The sequence below is a fragment of the Polaromonas sp. P3_B1 genome (assembly GCF_056402935.1).
The window spans coordinates 85,440-101,336 of sequence record NZ_JBFUGK010000019.1; the positions used below are offsets into that span (position 1 = coordinate 85,440).

At 65.7% G+C, this 15,897-nt stretch carries 14 protein-coding genes; 4 read left to right on the plus strand and 10 right to left on the minus strand.

Features of this window, described 5'->3' with window-relative positions; all coding sequences use genetic code 11:
- Window positions 1–56: 56 nt before the first annotated feature.
- The gene (locus AC1DXS_RS13005) at window positions 57–2,363 is read left to right on the plus strand and encodes a molybdopterin-dependent oxidoreductase (protein WP_477737904.1); all 2,307 of its coding nucleotides are present in this window, start codon (window positions 57–59) and stop codon (window positions 2,361–2,363) included.
- Window positions 2,364–2,375: 12 nt separating this feature from the next.
- Here AC1DXS_RS13005 and AC1DXS_RS13010 read toward each other — a convergent pair whose 3' ends face one another.
- From AC1DXS_RS13010 to AC1DXS_RS13025, 4 genes are all read right to left on the minus strand, one after another.
- Window positions 2,376–2,738: a DUF1428 domain-containing protein gene (locus AC1DXS_RS13010; RefSeq protein WP_477737905.1), complete on the minus strand. Its 363-nt coding sequence runs from the start codon at window positions 2,736–2,738 to the stop codon at window positions 2,376–2,378.
- Window positions 2,739–2,890: 152 nt separating this feature from the next.
- Window positions 2,891–4,000, minus strand: a complete 1,110-nt coding sequence (locus AC1DXS_RS13015; RefSeq protein WP_477737906.1) for an ABC transporter ATP-binding protein — start codon at window positions 3,998–4,000, stop codon at window positions 2,891–2,893.
- A gap of 4 nt (window positions 4,001–4,004) precedes the next feature.
- Window positions 4,005–5,597, minus strand: coding sequence for an ABC transporter permease (locus tag AC1DXS_RS13020; RefSeq protein WP_477737907.1), 1,593 nt, complete (start codon window positions 5,595–5,597; stop codon window positions 4,005–4,007).
- A gap of 42 nt (window positions 5,598–5,639) precedes the next feature.
- A complete protein-coding gene (locus AC1DXS_RS13025; protein WP_477737908.1) occupies window positions 5,640–6,668 on the minus strand; it encodes an iron ABC transporter substrate-binding protein in 1,029 nt (342 codons plus the stop codon).
- Between the two features lie 264 nt (window positions 6,669–6,932).
- On the opposite strand from AC1DXS_RS13025, the gene AC1DXS_RS13030 reads away from it, so the two are divergent.
- Window positions 6,933–7,433, plus strand: coding sequence for a pyridoxamine 5'-phosphate oxidase family protein (locus AC1DXS_RS13030; protein WP_477737909.1), 501 nt, complete (start codon window positions 6,933–6,935; stop codon window positions 7,431–7,433).
- A 32-nt stretch (window positions 7,434–7,465) separates the two neighbouring features.
- Entirely contained in the window at window positions 7,466–7,849 is a 384-nt protein-coding gene (locus AC1DXS_RS13035) for a hypothetical protein (protein WP_477737910.1), read from the plus strand.
- 70 nt (window positions 7,850–7,919) lie between these two features.
- Here AC1DXS_RS13035 and AC1DXS_RS13040 read toward each other — a convergent pair whose 3' ends face one another.
- From AC1DXS_RS13040 to AC1DXS_RS13065, 6 genes are all read right to left on the minus strand, one after another.
- Window positions 7,920–8,429, minus strand: coding sequence for a BON domain-containing protein (locus AC1DXS_RS13040; RefSeq protein ID WP_477737911.1), 510 nt, complete (start codon window positions 8,427–8,429; stop codon window positions 7,920–7,922).
- 55 nt (window positions 8,430–8,484) lie between these two features.
- Complete coding sequence (locus tag AC1DXS_RS13045; protein ID WP_477737912.1) at window positions 8,485–11,100, minus strand: bifunctional aconitate hydratase 2/2-methylisocitrate dehydratase; 2,616 nt, start codon at window positions 11,098–11,100, stop codon at window positions 8,485–8,487.
- A gap of 67 nt (window positions 11,101–11,167) precedes the next feature.
- Window positions 11,168–11,821, minus strand: coding sequence for a hypothetical protein (locus tag AC1DXS_RS13050; protein WP_477737913.1), 654 nt, complete (start codon window positions 11,819–11,821; stop codon window positions 11,168–11,170).
- A 34-nt stretch (window positions 11,822–11,855) separates the two neighbouring features.
- Window positions 11,856–12,857 carry an HpcH/HpaI aldolase/citrate lyase family protein gene (locus tag AC1DXS_RS13055; protein ID WP_477737914.1) on the minus strand — a complete coding sequence of 334 codons (1,002 nt, stop codon included), beginning with the start codon at window positions 12,855–12,857 and terminating at the stop codon, window positions 11,856–11,858.
- Window positions 12,854–13,639: a trans-aconitate 2-methyltransferase gene (gene tam, locus AC1DXS_RS13060; RefSeq protein WP_477737915.1), complete on the minus strand. Its 786-nt coding sequence runs from the start codon at window positions 13,637–13,639 to the stop codon at window positions 12,854–12,856. The genes AC1DXS_RS13055 and tam overlap by 4 nt, the downstream gene beginning before the upstream one ends.
- A 59-nt stretch (window positions 13,640–13,698) precedes the next feature.
- Window positions 13,699–14,685, minus strand: coding sequence for a malate dehydrogenase (locus AC1DXS_RS13065; protein ID WP_477737916.1), 987 nt, complete (start codon window positions 14,683–14,685; stop codon window positions 13,699–13,701).
- 314 nt (window positions 14,686–14,999) lie between these two features.
- On the opposite strand from AC1DXS_RS13065, the gene AC1DXS_RS13070 reads away from it, so the two are divergent.
- Window positions 15,000–15,797, plus strand: coding sequence for a GntR family transcriptional regulator (locus AC1DXS_RS13070; protein ID WP_477737917.1), 798 nt, complete (start codon window positions 15,000–15,002; stop codon window positions 15,795–15,797).
- Window positions 15,798–15,897: the final 100 nt, after the last annotated feature.

The following is a 15,897-nucleotide window of genomic DNA, read 5'->3' on the forward strand; positions in this document are numbered from 1 at the left end:
CGGCGCCGCAAGCGCGTAATGAGGGGACAGACCAGCCACAGATCGCGGAGACAGACATGACCGAATCCACCGCCGCCCAGGCAAACGAGGAGACCACCCACCACCGCATCTGCCCGCTGTGCGAGGCCTGCTGCGGCCTGGAGCTCAAGGTGACGGCCGGCAAGGTCGTCAGCATTCGCGGGCACGAGGCCGACGTCTTCAGCGCCGGCTACATCTGCCCCAAAGGGGTGGCGCTGAAAGACCTGCATGAAGACCCCGACCGCCTTCGCACGCCGCTGATCAAGCGCGACGGGGTGTTTGTCCAAGCCAGCTGGGACGAGGCGTTTGAGGAAATCAACCGCCGCCTGCCGCCGCTGGTAGCCGCCCACGGCAAAGACAGCGTGGCCGTGATGGCCGGCAACCCGGCCTCGCACAAGGCCGGCCTGCTGCTGTACTTTCCGCGGCTGGTGCGCGCGCTGGGTTCGCGCAATGTGTACTCGGCCTCCACGCTGGACCAGATGCCCAAGCAATTGGCCGCCGGACTGATGTTCGGCAACTGGTTGAGTGTGGCCGTGCCCGATATTTCGCGCAGCGACTTTGTGCTGATGCTGGGCGCCAACCCGCTGGCCAGCAACGGCAGCCTGTGGACGGTGCCCGACTTCAAGGGCAAGGCCAAGGCGCTGCAGGCGCGCGGCGGCAAGCTGGTGGTGGTGGACCCTCGCCGCACCGAGACGGCCGCCATGGCCGATGCGCACCACTTCATCCGTCCCGGCGGCGATGTGTTCTTTTTGCTGGGCCTGCTGCACACGGTGTTTACCGAAAAGCTCGCCAACCCCGGCCGGCTCACGGAACATCTCAACGGCCTGGCCGAACTTGAAGCGGCGGTGGCGCCGTTTGACGCCGACACCGTGGCCGCGCGCTGCGGCATAGGCGCGGACACCATCCGCAGCCTGGCGCGCACGCTTGCGCGCACACCGCGCGCCGCCGTCTACGGCCGGATCGGCACCTGCACACAGGAATACGGCACGCTGGCCAGCTGGCTGATCGACGTGCTCAATGCCGTGACCGGCCACCTCGACGAAATCGGCGGCGCGCTGTTTCCCAAGGCCGCCGCCTTTGCCGCCAACACCGCGGGCTGGCCCGGCAGCGGCAAGGGCGTGGCCACCGGCCGCCACCACAGCCGCGTGAGCCGCGCGCCCGAGGTGCTGGGCGAGCTGCCGGCCACCTGCCTGGCCGAAGAAATCGAAACCGCGGGCCCCGGCCAGGTCAAGGCCTTCATCAGCATCGCGACCAACCCGGTGCTGTCCGTGCCCAACGGTGAGCGCCTGTCGCGCGCGCTGGGCCAGCTGGACTTCATGGTCAGCCTGGACATCTACCTCAACGAAACCTCACGCCACGCCGACGTGATTTTGCCCGGCCCCTCGCCGCTGGAAGACATGCACTACGACGTGGTCTTCACGCAGTTCTCCTGGCGCAACCACGCCCGCTACAGCGCGCCGGTGTTTGCGCGTGCAGACGGCCAGCCCGATGAATGGGAGACCCTCGCGCGGCTGACCGGCATCCTTCAAGGAAAAGGCATTGGCACAAGCGCCGCGGACCTGGACGACCTGCAGTTCGCACAGGATGCCCAGCGCCTGTTTGGCGAACACAGCGCCGCGGTGGTCCAGGCGGTCAGCGGCCTCAAAGGCACCGACCGCCTGCTGGACGTGGCGCTGCGCAGCGGCCCCTATGGCGACGGCTTTGGCCGCAACCCGGAGGGCCTCACCCTTGCCAAGGTTAAAAGCATGAGCGGCGCCCTCGGTGGCATTGACCTCGGCGAACTCGCGCCACGCATTCCCGAGATACTGCGCACGCCTTCGGGCAAGGTGGAGCTGGCGCCCCCCTCGCTGCTGGCCGACCTGGCCCGCCCCGCGGCTGATCTGCTGCGGCCCGTGCCCGACCTGGTGATCGTCGGCAGGCGCGACGTCAGGTCCAACAACAGCTGGATGCACAACCTGCCCTTGCTGGCCAAGGGCCCGTTCCGCTGTACCGCCCTGGTCCACCCGCAAGACGCGGCGCGATTCGGCCTGGCCGACGGCGCCCTCGCGCGCATCAGCAGCGGCAACGCGTCCGCCCAGCGGCACATCGAAGCGCAGGTGCAATTGAGCGAAGCCATGATGCCCGGCGTGGTGAGCCTGCCGCACGGATGGGGCCACGGCCAGCCCGGCACGCGGCTGTCGCTGGCGGCCGAACGCCCCGGCGCCAACCTCAATGCCCTGCTGGATGACCAGTGGCGCGACCCGCTGTCGGGCAATGCGGTGCTCAGCGGAATACCGGTGACGATCAGGGCGCTGCAGGCCCGGCCGGCGGCCAGGGCCACGGTGGAAGTGGCGGTGAAGGGCTAGCGCCCCGAGAACTCAGAGCTCCACCATGGTCTTGAAGCCGCCCCAGATCATGCGCTTGCCATCAAAGGGGAGATTCCTGGGATCCGCCATATCCGCCAGGCGCGGATCTGACATGACTTTTTTGTTGATGCTGTCGCGCTGCTTGCGCGATTTAAAGCTGATCCAGGAGAACACCACCACCTCGTCCTTCTTGAGCTTGACGCTTTGCGGGAAAGAGGTGAGCTTGCCGGGCTTGGCGTCGTCGGCAATGCACTCGGTGTAGTCGAGCGCGCCGTACTCCATCCAGATCTTGCCGGCCTTGCGGGCCAGCTTGCGATAGGCCTCCACCTTCCTGGCCGGAACGGGAACCACAAAACCGTCTACATAACGAGCCATGGGAAATCTCCTGATTAAGGGGTTGATGAAATATTGTGTACACCGTACACAATATACCCAAAAGCAGGAAATCCCTGGCTGGAAAAAGTAACAAAACTGAAGAGCCCCGACGGGCACGCCGGGGATTGGCAACAAAAGCGCCGCCCGTTGCCTCAGGCGCTGAAAACGTGGGCCTGGCCGGCCACGGTGATGCGCACCATGGCGCCCTGCGCCGGCGCGTGCATGCCCGTGCTGTGCACCAGCAGCGGCTCGTCCCAGTGAACGGAGGGCGCGGATGCCGCGGCAACGCCCGTGCCGCGCACCAGGCGCACCGACAGCACAGAGACCGAGCCGCCGAAATCCGTATCGATGACAGCGCCATAGCAGGCGCCGTTTTGCGAACCCTGCACCGCCGCTTCGGCGGGTACCTCCGCCACCTGGAGTTGCTCGGGCCGCAACATGATCTGCGCCGCGCCCTGGCGCGAGTTGTCGTTGACGGCGATGCGTCCCAGCGCGCAATCGGCCCAGCCGCCGCTTAATTGCGCGGGCAGCACGATGCTGTCGCCCAGAAAGCCGGCAACCGCCGCATCGCGCGGCCGCAGATAAAGATCCAGCGGACGGCCTGCCTGCACCAGCAGCCCACCGCGCATCACGGCCACCTGGTCGGCAAACGAGAGGGCCTCGGCCTGGTCGTGTGTGACAAGAATGGTGGTGATGCCTGCGGCGCCCAGCAACTGCGCCACCGCCTTGCGGGTGCTGGCCCGCAGGCCGGTGTCCAGCGCGGAGAAAGGCTCGTCGAGCAACATGAGGCGCGGCCGCTGCGCCAGCGCGCGCGCCAGCGCCACACGCTGCTGCTGCCCACCCGAGAGTTCGTGCGGGCGGCGCGCCAGCATGGCGGCGTCCAGCGCGACCATGTCCATCAGTTCGGCGATGCGTTCGGTGCGTTGGGCTTTTGGCATGCTGCGCGGCAGGCCGAAGCCGACGTTGCCTTCAATCGTGAGGTGCGGGAACAGCGCGCCGTCCTGCGGCACATAGCCGATGCCGCGCTCGTGCGCGGGCACGGCGCCGGGCCCATCGGCCAGTTGCCGCCCGCCCAGGGTGACGCGTCCGGCGTCGGGCGCCTCAAAGCCCGCGATGATGCGCAGCAGCGTGGTTTTGCCCGAGCCCGAGGGCCCGACGATGGCGGTGCGACTGCCGGGCGCAACGCTCAGGTCCACGCCGCCCAGCGCCTGGACGGCGCCGTAGTGTTTGCGGATGGCTTGCAGTTCCAGAGAGGTCGTCATCGCGTCATCGTCCCGCCGTGCGTTTGGATTGGTGGTAAAGCAGCCATGTCATGGGCAGCGAGAGCAGCACCATGATGAGCGCATAGGGCGCGGCGGCGGCATAGTCGATTTCGCTGCTATAGGCCCAGAAGGAAGTCGCCAGGGTACGTGTGCCGTTGGGCGCGAGCATCAAGGTGGCGGTGAGCTCATTGGTGATGCCCAGGCCCACCAGCGCCGCGCCGGCCGCCGCGCTGGGCGCTGCCAGACGCAGAGTGACGGCCCACAGCGCCTGCGCGGGCGTGCGGCCCAGGCTGCGCGCGGCCTGCTCCAGTTCCACCGGCGCCTGCGCGATCCCGGCGCGCAGGCTGATCAGCGCGCGCGGCAAAAACATCAGCAGGTAAGCCAGCAGCACCGTGAGCGCCGTCTGGTAAATCGGCAGGCGCACGGTCACTGTAACGAGCGCCAGCGCCACCACCACACCGGGCAGCGAGCCGACCATGTAGTTACAAGCCTCGAGCACGCGCTGCAGCCGGCCGGGCGAGCGTATCGACAACCAGGCCATGGGCACGGCGGCCAGGGTGGTCAGCAGCGCGCCCGCCACCGCGAGGCCCAGGGTTTGAAGAATGGCCGGTCCGATTTCATTGAAGCGCCACACGGCCCCTGCGCCGGCCAGCAGCCATCGCGCCAGCGTGTACATCGGCACGCCCAGCGCCAGCACGCTGAGCAACGCGGGCAACAGCAGCGCCACAAGCGTGAAGCGGCCAAGGCCCCGTTTGAAAGGCATGCGTGCCGCGCCGCCCCCTACGCGGGCATAACGCTCCTTGCCGCGCGCGGCCGCTTCCAGCCCCAGCAGCGAGAAGCAGCACACCACCAGCACGCCSGAMAGCATGTTGGCGGCRGGYCCGTTGTAGGTGGACTGGAACTGGTCAACGATGGCGGTGGTGAAGGTGTCGAAACGGATCATCACGTAGAGCCCGTACTCGGCCAGCAGGTGCAGCCCCACCAGCAGCGAGCCGCCGCACACCGCCAGCCGCAGCTGCGGCAGCACCACGCGAAAGAACACGGCCCAGGGGCCCAGGCCCAGCGAGGCGGCGCTGTCTTCCATGCCCGGGTCCAGCCGGCGCAGCGCCGCGGCCACGGGCAAGTACAGGAAGGGGAAATAGGCGATCAAGGACACCATCACGCCGGCGGGCAAGCCATGCAGGCCGGGCGCCACTGTCATCCATGCATAGCTGTGCACAAAAGCCGGCACTGCCAGCGGCGCCACCAGCAGCCAGGCCCAGGTGCGGGCGCCGGGCAGGTCACTGCGCTCGGTGAGCCAGGCCAGCGCCACCGCCAGCACCGCGCACAGCGGCACCGTGAGCGCCACCAGCAGCGCGGTATTGACCAGCAGCTCGCCGACCCGCGGCCGGAAGATCAAGGCCGAGGCCGTGTCCCAGCCGGTCTGGACGCCAACCCAGACCACAAAGCCCAGCGGCAGCAAAGCCAGCAGCGATACCACCAGGGCCGCGCCACCCACCCAGGACAGGCGCCAGCCGCCACGGCCGGCAGCAGGCACGGGCAAACGCACCGCGACCGCCGGCTTCAGGGCGGCATCGGCACCAACATCAAGGGGCAAGGCACTCAAGGGAAGCGTCCGATTCGCGGACTTAAAAACGGTTTACAGCAGGCCGGCCTGGGTCATCAGGTCGGTGACTTTTTTGCTGTTGAGCTTGGAGGGCTCGACCTTGGGCGCCTGCAGCTCGGCCAGCGGCACCAGCTTGGGGTTGGACTGCAGGCCCGTGCCGACGGCGTACTCATAGGCATCGCCGGTCTTCAAAATTTCCTGGCCGCCTTTGCCGGCGATCCACTTCACAAACGCCTGGGCTTCAGGCTGGTGCTTGCTCGAAGCCAGCACGCCGCCGCCGGAAATGCTCACGAATGCACCCGGATCCTGGTTGCGGAAGTAATGCAGCTGGGTGTTGTTGCTGTTCTCACCGGTCTTGGCCTGGTCGCCGTAGTAGTAATAGTGGTAAATCACGCCGCCTTCGATCTGGCCGGCGTTGACGGCCTTGAGCACGGTGCCGTTGCCTTTGTAGGGCGTGGCGTTTTCCTTCATGGCCTTGAGCCAGGCGGCGGCGGTGGCCTCGCCTTTGAGTTCGAGCAGCGCGCTCACGATGGCCTGGAAGTCGGCGCCCGAAGGCGACGCGGCCCAGCGGCCTTTCCAGGCGGGCGTGGCCAGGTCCAGCATGGACTTGGGCAACTGGGCCGGCGTGAGCTTGGCCTTGTTGTAGACGAACACGGTGCTGCGCGCGGCGATGCCTGTCCAGCGGCCATGCGCGGGACGGAAGTTGGCGGGCACTTCAGTCAGTGTGGCCGCATCCAGCGGGGCAAACAGGCCGGCCGTGTCGACCAGCGCCATGGCGGGCGAGTTTTCGGTCAGGAACACGTCGGCGGGCGATGCGGCGCCCTCTTGCACGATCTGGTTGCCCAACTCGGTGTCGCTGCCGTTGCGCAGCGTGACCTTGATGCCGGTTTCCTTGCTGAAGGCATCGGCCCAGGCCTTGGTGAGGCTGGCGTGCTGCGCGTTGTAGACCACGATGCCTTCGGCCGTGGGCTTGACGCCCTGGGCGGTGGCGGCCAGGGGCGCGGCCAGCAGGCCGGCGGCCAGCGTGGCGGCAGCGGCAAGGGAAGGGAAAAACAGTTTCATGAAGCACCTTTAGGGATGGAAAACAGCAGGCGCGCGGAGGACCGGCCAGCGCCGCGCCTGTAAGAATGCCRCAATACAAATGCGAATTACTTGCATCTGTATGGTAACCGCTTCCACCCCGCCGGGCATGTCTGGCGCGTAAACACGTCCGCCACGCGGGGGCTGTGGGCCCTCGCTGACAGGGGGCCGCGACGCGGGCTGATGCAGCAGGGCCGGGCGCGCTCCTAGCATCAAGCACACATTCAGATTTTTTGAGGAAATTCCATGAGCACCAAATCCGACCACGACACGCTGTGGGAACTGATCAAGGACATACGCTACGGCATGCTCACGCACCGCCACAGCAACGGCATGCTGCATGCCCACCCGCTGACCACGCAGAACAAGGCGCTGGACGAGCAAGCGCAGCTGTACTTCTTCATCTCGCGCAAAAGCGAGCTGGCCCAGCGGCTTCAGCAGGACGGCAACGTCAACGTGTCGTATGCGGACCCGGGCGACGACAGCTACGTGTCGCTCTCGGGCCAGGCGGTGATCGCCGAGGACCAGGCCAAAAAAGAAGAGCTCTGGTCGCAGGTGGCACGGGCCTGGTTTCCGGCCGGCGTGAACGACCCCGACCTCGCCTTGCTGGAAGTGCGCATTCACCACGCCGAGTACTGGGACGTCAAGGAAAGCAAGATGGTGCAGTTGGCCAAGATGGCGAAGGCCGCCTTAACGGGCGACACACCTCCGCGCCTGGGCGAACACAAAGAGCTGCATCTGTCCTGAACCCATACAGGCCCAACACACCACATTCCATCATGGCATTCATCTCGTTCAACAAGTCGACTGAACCGGCCGCGCCCGACGACCTGCGCATCAACACCGCCGGGGTGCTGTATGTGGAAGCCTCGCTGCCCGACCTGGTCGGCCGGACCTTGATCCACATGCTGGGCCAGGGCAGTACCGTCAATGCCGTCACCGAATCCATAGGCACGGTGGTCTCCACCATAGGCGGGCTGGTAGGCATGAAGCGCCACTACCTGGCGCCGCCGCCTGACGAGGGCGTGGCAACGGTCTATGTGCAGCCGGCCAACATCAGCTATATACGCCCCAACCTGCCGCTGGCGCCGGAGTTCTGGTACCTGAAGTTTGTCGACGGGTCGGAGTTGCGGGTCGCGGACCCGTTGCCTGCGGGCCTTTGATCGCGCAGCCGAAAAAAAGCCCCGCCGGAAACAGCGGGGCTTTTGTCGTTTCTGCCTTTGGTGGCGAGCTCTATTTCGAAGCCGCTTGTGCGGGCACGTAACGCACAGGCTCATCACCCACACGCAGGTAATTCACCACGCCCATCACATCGTCGACCAGCCAGACGGCCTTTTCAAGCGCCTCCGACTGCTCTCGCGTCTTGACGCAGCCTTTCAGGAAAACCAGCCGCCGCTCACCCTGTACCCACACACTGGTGTCGTCAAAACGGCCGTCAAGCTTGATGTACTGCGAGACGCGCGGAATGATCTCGGCGTCGTACCAATAGGAGTTGGCCAGCCGGCAACGGCCCACACGAAAACAGCTGCCGCCGTGCTGCGCCCGCACATGGGCCACGTCGCGCACTTCCTGCTCGGTGTAGAGCGGCCCTTCGGGAACCGGGCACTGGGCGATGGCCGAGGTGACCTGCAGGAAGGGATCGTTGAAAGCGTTGGTGCGCGCTTGCTGGGCCTCCTGGGCACCCACACCCGCTGCCGAAAAAAGCGCAAAAAAAAGGAAGGAAAGAAGTGACGGTTGCTTCATCACTTCATCCTTCCATTTCGGCTGGCAGGTGTCAAGCCGCCGGCAGGGTGTCCACTTAGGCGGCCACGCCGTCCTTCACGGTATCGGCCATGTCGGTGTAGTCCTTGACCTGGTCAAAGTTGAGGTATTGGTAGATCTTGTCGCTGGCAGCCGTCAGCACGCCCATGTCGGCCATGTACTCGGCCTTGGTGGGGATGCGGCCCAGCTTGGAGCAGATCGCGGCCAGCTCGGCGGAGCCGAGGTAGACGTTGGAGTTCTTGCCCAGGCGGTTCGGGAAGTTGCGGGTGGAGGTGGAGAACACCGTCGCGCCCTCCTTCACCTGCGCCTGGTTGCCCATGCACAGGCTGCAGCCCGGCATTTCCATGCGGGCGCCGGCCGAGCCGAGGACGCCGTAGTGCCCTTCTTCGGTCAGCTGCTTGGCGTCCATCTTGGTCGGCGGTGCCATCCACAACTTGACGGGGATGTCGCGCTTGTTCTCAAGCAGCTTGGAAGCCGCGCGGAAGTGGCCGATATTGGTCATGCAACTGCCGATGAAGACCTCATCGATCTTGCTGCCGGCGACTTCGCTGAGCGTCTTCACGTCGTCGGGATCGTTCGGGCAAGCGACGATGGGTTCGTGGATGTCGGCCAGGTCGATCTCGATGACGGCGGCGTATTCAGCATCCGCGTCGCCTTTGAGCAGTTGCGGGTCGGCCAGCCAGGCTTCCATGGCGGCGATGCGGCGCTTGATGGTGCGCACGTCCGAGTAACCCGTGGCAATCATCCACTTCAGCATCGTGATGTTGCTGTTGATGTACTCGATGATGGGTTCCTTGTTCAGGTGCACCGTGCAGCCGCCGGCGGAACGCTCGGCCGAGGCGTCGCTGAGTTCGAAGGCTTGCTCCACCTTGAGATCGGGCAGGCCTTCGATCTCCAGGATGCGGCCCGAGAAGATGTTCTTCTTGCCCTGCTTGGCGACCGTCAGCAGGCCGGCCTTGATGGCGTACAGCGGGATCGCATTGACCAGGTCGCGCAGCGTGATGCCGGGCTGCATTTCGCCCTTGAAGCGCACCAGCACGGATTCAGGCATGTCCAGCGGCATGACGCCGGTGGCGGCGCCGAAAGCCACCAGGCCCGAGCCCGCGGGGAAGCTGATGCCGATGGGGAAACGCGTGTGGCTGTCGCCACCGGTGCCCACGGTATCGGGCAGCAGCATGCGGTTGAGCCAGCTGTGGATGATGCCGTCACCCGGGCGCAGCGAAATGCCGCCGCGCGTGCTGATGAAGTCGGGCAGCTCGTGGTGCATCTTCACGTCGACAGGCTTGGGATAAGCGGCCGTGTGGCAGAAGGACTGCATGACCAGGTCGGAGCTGAAACCCAGGCAGGCCAGGTCTTTCAGTTCGTCGCGCGTCATCGGGCCGGTGGTGTCCTGCGAGCCGACCGAGGTCATCTTGGGCTCGCAGTAGGTACCGGGGCGAACGCCCTGGCCTTCCGGCAGGCCGACGGCACGGCCGACCATTTTTTGCGCCAGCGTGAAGCCGCGGCCGTTGTCTTCCGGGCTGACCGGCAGGCGGAACTGGGTGGACACGGGCAGGCCCAGCGCGAAGCGCGCCTTGGCCGTGAGGCCGCGGCCGACGATCAGCGGAATGCGGCCGCCGGCGCGCACTTCGTCGAACAGCACGTCGCTCTTGAGCTTGAACTCGGCGATCACCTTGCCGTCTTTCAGCGCCTTGCCTTCATAGGGGCGCAGCTCGATCACGTCGCCCATGGCCATCTGGCTCACGTCGAGTTCGATCGGCAGCGCACCGGAGTCTTCCATGGTGTTATAGAAAATCGGGGCGATCTTGCTGCCCAGGCAGACGCCGCCAAAACGCTTGTTGGGCACGAAGGGAATGTCTTCGCCGGTCCACCACAGCACGGAGTTGGTCGCGGACTTGCGCGAGGAACCGGTGCCGACCACGTCGCCGACATAGGCCACGAGGTTGCCTTTGGACTTGAGGTCTTCAATGAACTTGACGGGGCCGCGCTTGCCGTCTTCCTCAGGCGTGACGCCGGGCCGCGCGTTCTTGTGCATCGCCAGGGCGTGCAGCGGGATGTCGGGACGGCTCCAGGCGTCGGGCGCGGGCGAGAGGTCGTCAGTGTTGATCTCGCCGGCCACCTTGAAGACGGTCAGCTTGATGGACTGGGGCACTTCGGGACGGCTGGTGAACCATTCGGCATCGGCCCAGCTTTGCAGCACGGCCTTGGCGTATTTGTTGCCCTTCTCGGCCTTTTCCTGCACGTCGTGGAACTGGTCGAACATCAGCAGGGTGTTTTTCAGGCCGCTGGCGGCTTGCGTGGCGACGCTGTCCTCGGCGTCGTCGAGCAGCTCGACCATGGGGCTGATGTTGTAGCCGCCCAGCATGGTGCCCAGCAGTTGCGTGGCTTTTTCACGCGAGATCAGCGCGCATTTTTCCGTGCCGTGGGCCACGGCGGCCAGGTAGCTGGCCTTGACCTTGGCGGCGTCGTCAACACCGGCGGGAACGCGATGGGTGATGAGTTCGACCAGGAAAGCTTCTTCACCCTTGGGCGGGTTCTTCAGCAGCTCGATGACTTCGCCGGTCTGCTTGGCGGACAGCGGCAGCGGCGGGATGCCGGCAACCGCGCGCTCGGCAACGTGGTTGCGGTAGGTTTGCAAGAACTCGGATGACATGCTGGTTTCTCCTGTAATCGAAATCGTGGTGTGGGTATGTAAAAGAGAGCGGGTTTGCCGGCGCTGTTTACTTGGCGGCCGAAGCGGGTTGCGCTGCTGCCGCAGCAGCGGCTGGCACGGGCTGCGCATCGGAGGCGACAGGCGCGGCGACGGCCGGCTTGGGCGCATCCAGCACGCTGGCGGGCGGGTTCAGCTTGATGGCTTCGGCCACCGCCAGCTGCGCCGGGCTCATGCATTCGTCGGCCAGGCGTATGCCCAGCTTCTGGTTCATCAGCATGGATTTGTTCGCCAGCTGCAGCCAGACGGCGCCGGCCTTCTGGTCTTCCAGGCGGATCGCGCCGGTGGTGGTGGCCACGGGGAACATGCGGTACTTGAAGTTCTTGCCGCTGACATTGAAATAACCGGGCGACTTGGCATCAGGCGCCAGATCGACCGCCGCACCCAGTTCGCAGGGCAGCTTGCCCACGTGCACACGCTCGGCGATGGCCAGCTCGGCCGGCGTCAGCGCGGCTTCGGCGGCCTCAATGCCGGCGGCCACGTTCTTGGCGGCGCTCTTGRGGTTGGTGCGGCTGGACGGGTTGACGACGGGCTGCTTCTTGGCGGCAGGTTTTGCGGCGGGTTTGGCGGCCGCGTCGGTCTGGGCCATGGAAAAACCGGAAGCGGCCAGCAAAACAGCGGCGGCCAGGGCGTGGACAACAGAGGGGGTGTGGAGTTTTTGCATGGGGCTTTCGTACGGGTGATGAGGTGGTGAGCGTTCAGTGGAACGCGGTCTTGAAATAAGCTTGCGCCTCGGGGGGAAGCGCCCGGCCGGTCTGGTGCGCGCGCTCCAGGACCTGCCAGAAGTAGCGGTAACTTGCGCGGTCGTGCAGCTTGCCTTCAAAGCTGATGGGGGCCCAGTCTGCRCTGGCTGCGGCGGTGATGATTTTGGCGGCGTCCTCAATCTCGCCTTCGCCGGGCGCGAAGGCCTCCAGGATGGGGCGGATCTGGTTCGGGTGGATGCTCCACATCCGGGTATAGCCCAGCTCCTGGGCGGCATGGCGTGCGGCAGCGGTCATGGCTTCAGTGTCATTGAATTCCGTGACAACGCAATGCGAGGGCACTTTGCCGTGGGCATGGCAGGCCGCGGCGATCTCCAGCTTGGCGCGCAGCACCAGCGGGTGCGTGAACTGGCCCCGGCTGCTCATGCCGGCGGCGGGAATCGCCCCCGCATGGGCCGACACAAAATCCATAAGCCCGAAGCTCAGCGACTGCACGCGCGGGTGCGCCGCAATCTCAAAGGCGTTGCGCACCGCCAGCGGCGACTCAATCAGCACATGCAAGGGCAAATCGCCGGCGCCGGCCGCCAGCAGCGCCTGTTCGGCGCGCAGCACGTCGGCCAGCGATTCGACCTTGGGAACCATGATGTGAGAAAGATGGCGCGCCAGTTTGCCGGCAATCACCGCCATGTCGGCGTCGAAGGCGTGGTGGTCCACCGCGTGCACGCGCACGGCGACGCGGGCCTTGTTGCCGGCCAAAGCCGCCAGCGCCACCACCATGGCCGCGTGCTCGGCTTCGCCGCCCACGGGCGCGCCGTCTTCGCAATCCAGCGTCACGTCGAAGACGCAGGCGCCGAACTCCTCGATCATCTCGGCCTGCAGCTGCAGGCTTTTGCGCATGCGCGCTTCCACGCCGCTGTAGTGGTCGCAGACCGGCAGCACCATGGCGCCGGCCTGGGCGCCCAGCAGTACCTGCGCGGGGTGAGCAGCCACTGCGTTCATGGCTTGCGCTGGGCGACGATGAACATGCGGGGAAATGCGAGCAGCCGTTTTCCGTCGCTGCGCGGCGGGTAGGCTTTGTCGACGCGCCGCTCGTATTCGGCCAGGTAGCTGGCCTGAAGATCAGGCGAAAGGCGGTCCACGAAAGGCTTGAGGCCCGTGGCGCGCACCCATTCGACAATCGCCGCAGCCGAATCCATCGGGTGCTGGTAAGCCGTGCGCCAGACATCGACATGCGCGGCCACAGCGGCCAGAAGGTCGTAGTAGCGGTCTATGGAAAAGAGGTCGGTGCGCAGCTTCGAATAATCGCCTATGGCCTCGGTCCATGGCGCCTCGGCGGCGAGTTCACGCATCAGGCGATGCGTGGGCTCGTCGCGGTTGTCGGGCATCTGGATGGCCAGCACCCCGCCGGGGGCCAGCGCCGCGAACAGCCGCGGAATCAGCCTGGCGTGATCCGGCACCCATTGCAGGGCCGCATTCGCGTAAACCAGCTGGGGCGCGGCATCGCCGGAGGCGGGTTGCCAATCGGCGATGTCGCTGAGCTCGAAGCGCGCCGCCGGCAAACGCTTGCGCGCGCTGGCCAGCATGGCTTCGGAGTTGTCGGTGCCCGTCACCACGGCGCCCGGAAAGCGGCGGACCAGCAACTCGGTGGAGTTGCCGGGCCCGCAGCCCAGGTCGAACACCTTGGCCGCCTGCGCCAGCGGAACCCGCGCCAGCAACTCCTGGGCCGGGCGCGTGCGCTCGTCCTCATAGCGGCTGTAGAGTGCGGGGTTCCAGTCGCTCATGAGGGGCGGCGGTGGTGTGCGGGCAAGGTGCTGGGCGGCCTCTGGTGCTGCAAGCTGGATTACAGGAGGTGCTTGACGCCGTCCTGCTCGCCTTTGAGCTCGTCCAGGGTCTTGGTGATGCGTTCCTGGCTGAAGGCATCGATTTCCAGGCCTTCGACGATTTTGTACTCGCCGTTTTCGCAGGTCACGGGGAAGCCGAACATGATGTCCTTGGGAATGCCGTACTGGCCGTCCGACGGGATGCCCATGGTGACCCACTTGCCGTTCGTGCCCAGCGCCCAGTCGCGCATGTGGTCGATGGCGGCATTGGCGGCGGAGGCTGCCGAGGACAGGCCGCGCGCTTCAATGATGGCGGCGCCGCGCTTGCCGACGGTGGGCAGGAACACATTGGCGTTCCATTCCTGGTCGTTGATCATCTTGGCGACGCTTTCGCCCTTGATGGTGGCGAAACGGTAGTCGGCGTACATCGTGGGCGAGTGGTTGCCCCAGACGGTGAGTTTTTCGATGTCGGCCACGGCCTTGCCGGTCTTGGCGGCGATCTGGCTGGCGGCACGGTTGTGGTCCAGGCGCAGCATGGCGGTGAAATTCTTGCGCGGCAGGTCGGGCGCGCTCTTCATGGCGATGTAGGCGTTGGTGTTGGCGGGGTTGCCGACCACCAGGACCTTGACGTTGCGGCTGGCGACGGCGTTGAGGGCCTTGCCCTGCGCCGTGAAAATGGCGCCGTTGACGGCGAGCAACTCGGCGCGTTCCATGCCGGGGCCGCGTGGGCGCGAACCGACCAGCAGCGCGTAGTCGGCATCCTTGAAGGCCGTCATCGGGTCGCTGTGGGCTTCCATGCCGACCAGCAGCGGGAAGGCGCAGTCGTCGAGTTCCATCATCACGCCCTTGAGCGCTTTTTGCGGGCCTTCAACAGGCACTTCGAGCAGTTGMAGRATSACSGGCTGGTCCTTGCCGAGCATYTCGCCSGAGGCAATGCGAAACAGCAGTGCGTAACCGATTTGGCCAGCTGCACCGGTGACTGCAACACGGACGGGTTTTTTGCTCATGATCGAGGGCTCCAGGAAAGTTAAGAATCGGTTGATGAGGGGTGTGATGTGAGATGTCTGGCGCGAGCCTGGGATATTCAGGGATGGTTTGGCGGGGTTTCGCCCCTCAAAATCACCGCAAAACGGCAGGCCATGCACTGGCTCAGCCCAAGATTTTACGCTTGAAAAGTGACGGGCGTCAATTTGTCTTATGTCTTATATAAGATATGATTCGGGCTTGATTCGGAGTTTATTTCCCGGGATGCCGCGCGCCCGCCGCGGTGTCGCTTCAGTCCGCTGTTTTGCTGTTTGTTAACCGCCGCCAACCTGCTGCCATGGCCATCAACACGTCCTCATTGACCGATCCCGCCGCCCTCGCCGGCGATGCAGGCGCGGCGACGGGTGTGGCTCCGGCCTTCAGCCCGCTGTACCAGCAGATCAAGGTGCTGATCCTGCAAAGCCTGCAAGCCGGCGAATGGAAACCCGGCGAAGCCATTCCCAGCGAGATGGACCTGGCCGCGCGCTTTCGCGTGAGCCAGGGCACGGTGCGCAAGGCCATCGACGAGCTGGCCGCCGAAAACCTGGTGGTGCGCCGCCAAGGCAAGGGCACCTTCGTGGCCACGCATGCCGAGCAGCATGTGCAGTACCGCTTCCTGCGCCTCATGCCCGACAGCGGCGACGCCAACAGCGAAGGCCCCGCCGAGCGGCAGATCATCGATTGCAAGCGCCTGCGCGCGCCCGCCGACATCGCGCGCCCGCTCTTGCTGCGCACCGGCGACGCCGTGCTGCAGTTGCGCCGCGTGCTGGCCTTCCAGGGCACTCCCACCATTCTTGAAGACGTCTGGTTGCCCGGCGGCCCGTTCAAGGGCCTGACAGCCGAACGGCTGGCCACCCATCGCGGCCCGATGTACGCATTGTTTGAAACCGAGTTCGGCGTACGCATGGTGCGCGCCGAGGAAAAAATCCGCGCCATCGCCGCCGATGAAGCCTCCGCAACGCTGCTTGGCGTGCCGGTGGGCGCACCGCTGCTCAGCGTGGAGCGCACTGCCTTTACCTACAACGACCTGCCCATGGAATTGCGCCGGGGCTTGTACCGCACCGACACCCATCACTACAAAAACGACCTTAGTTGACGGGATTCATCAAGAAGCGGCATTCGTTTGTAAGCTTATTGTTGCATTGCAATAGAATTCGGCTGTTTAGCTGTAATTGCACGCCCGGTTACCACCCAGT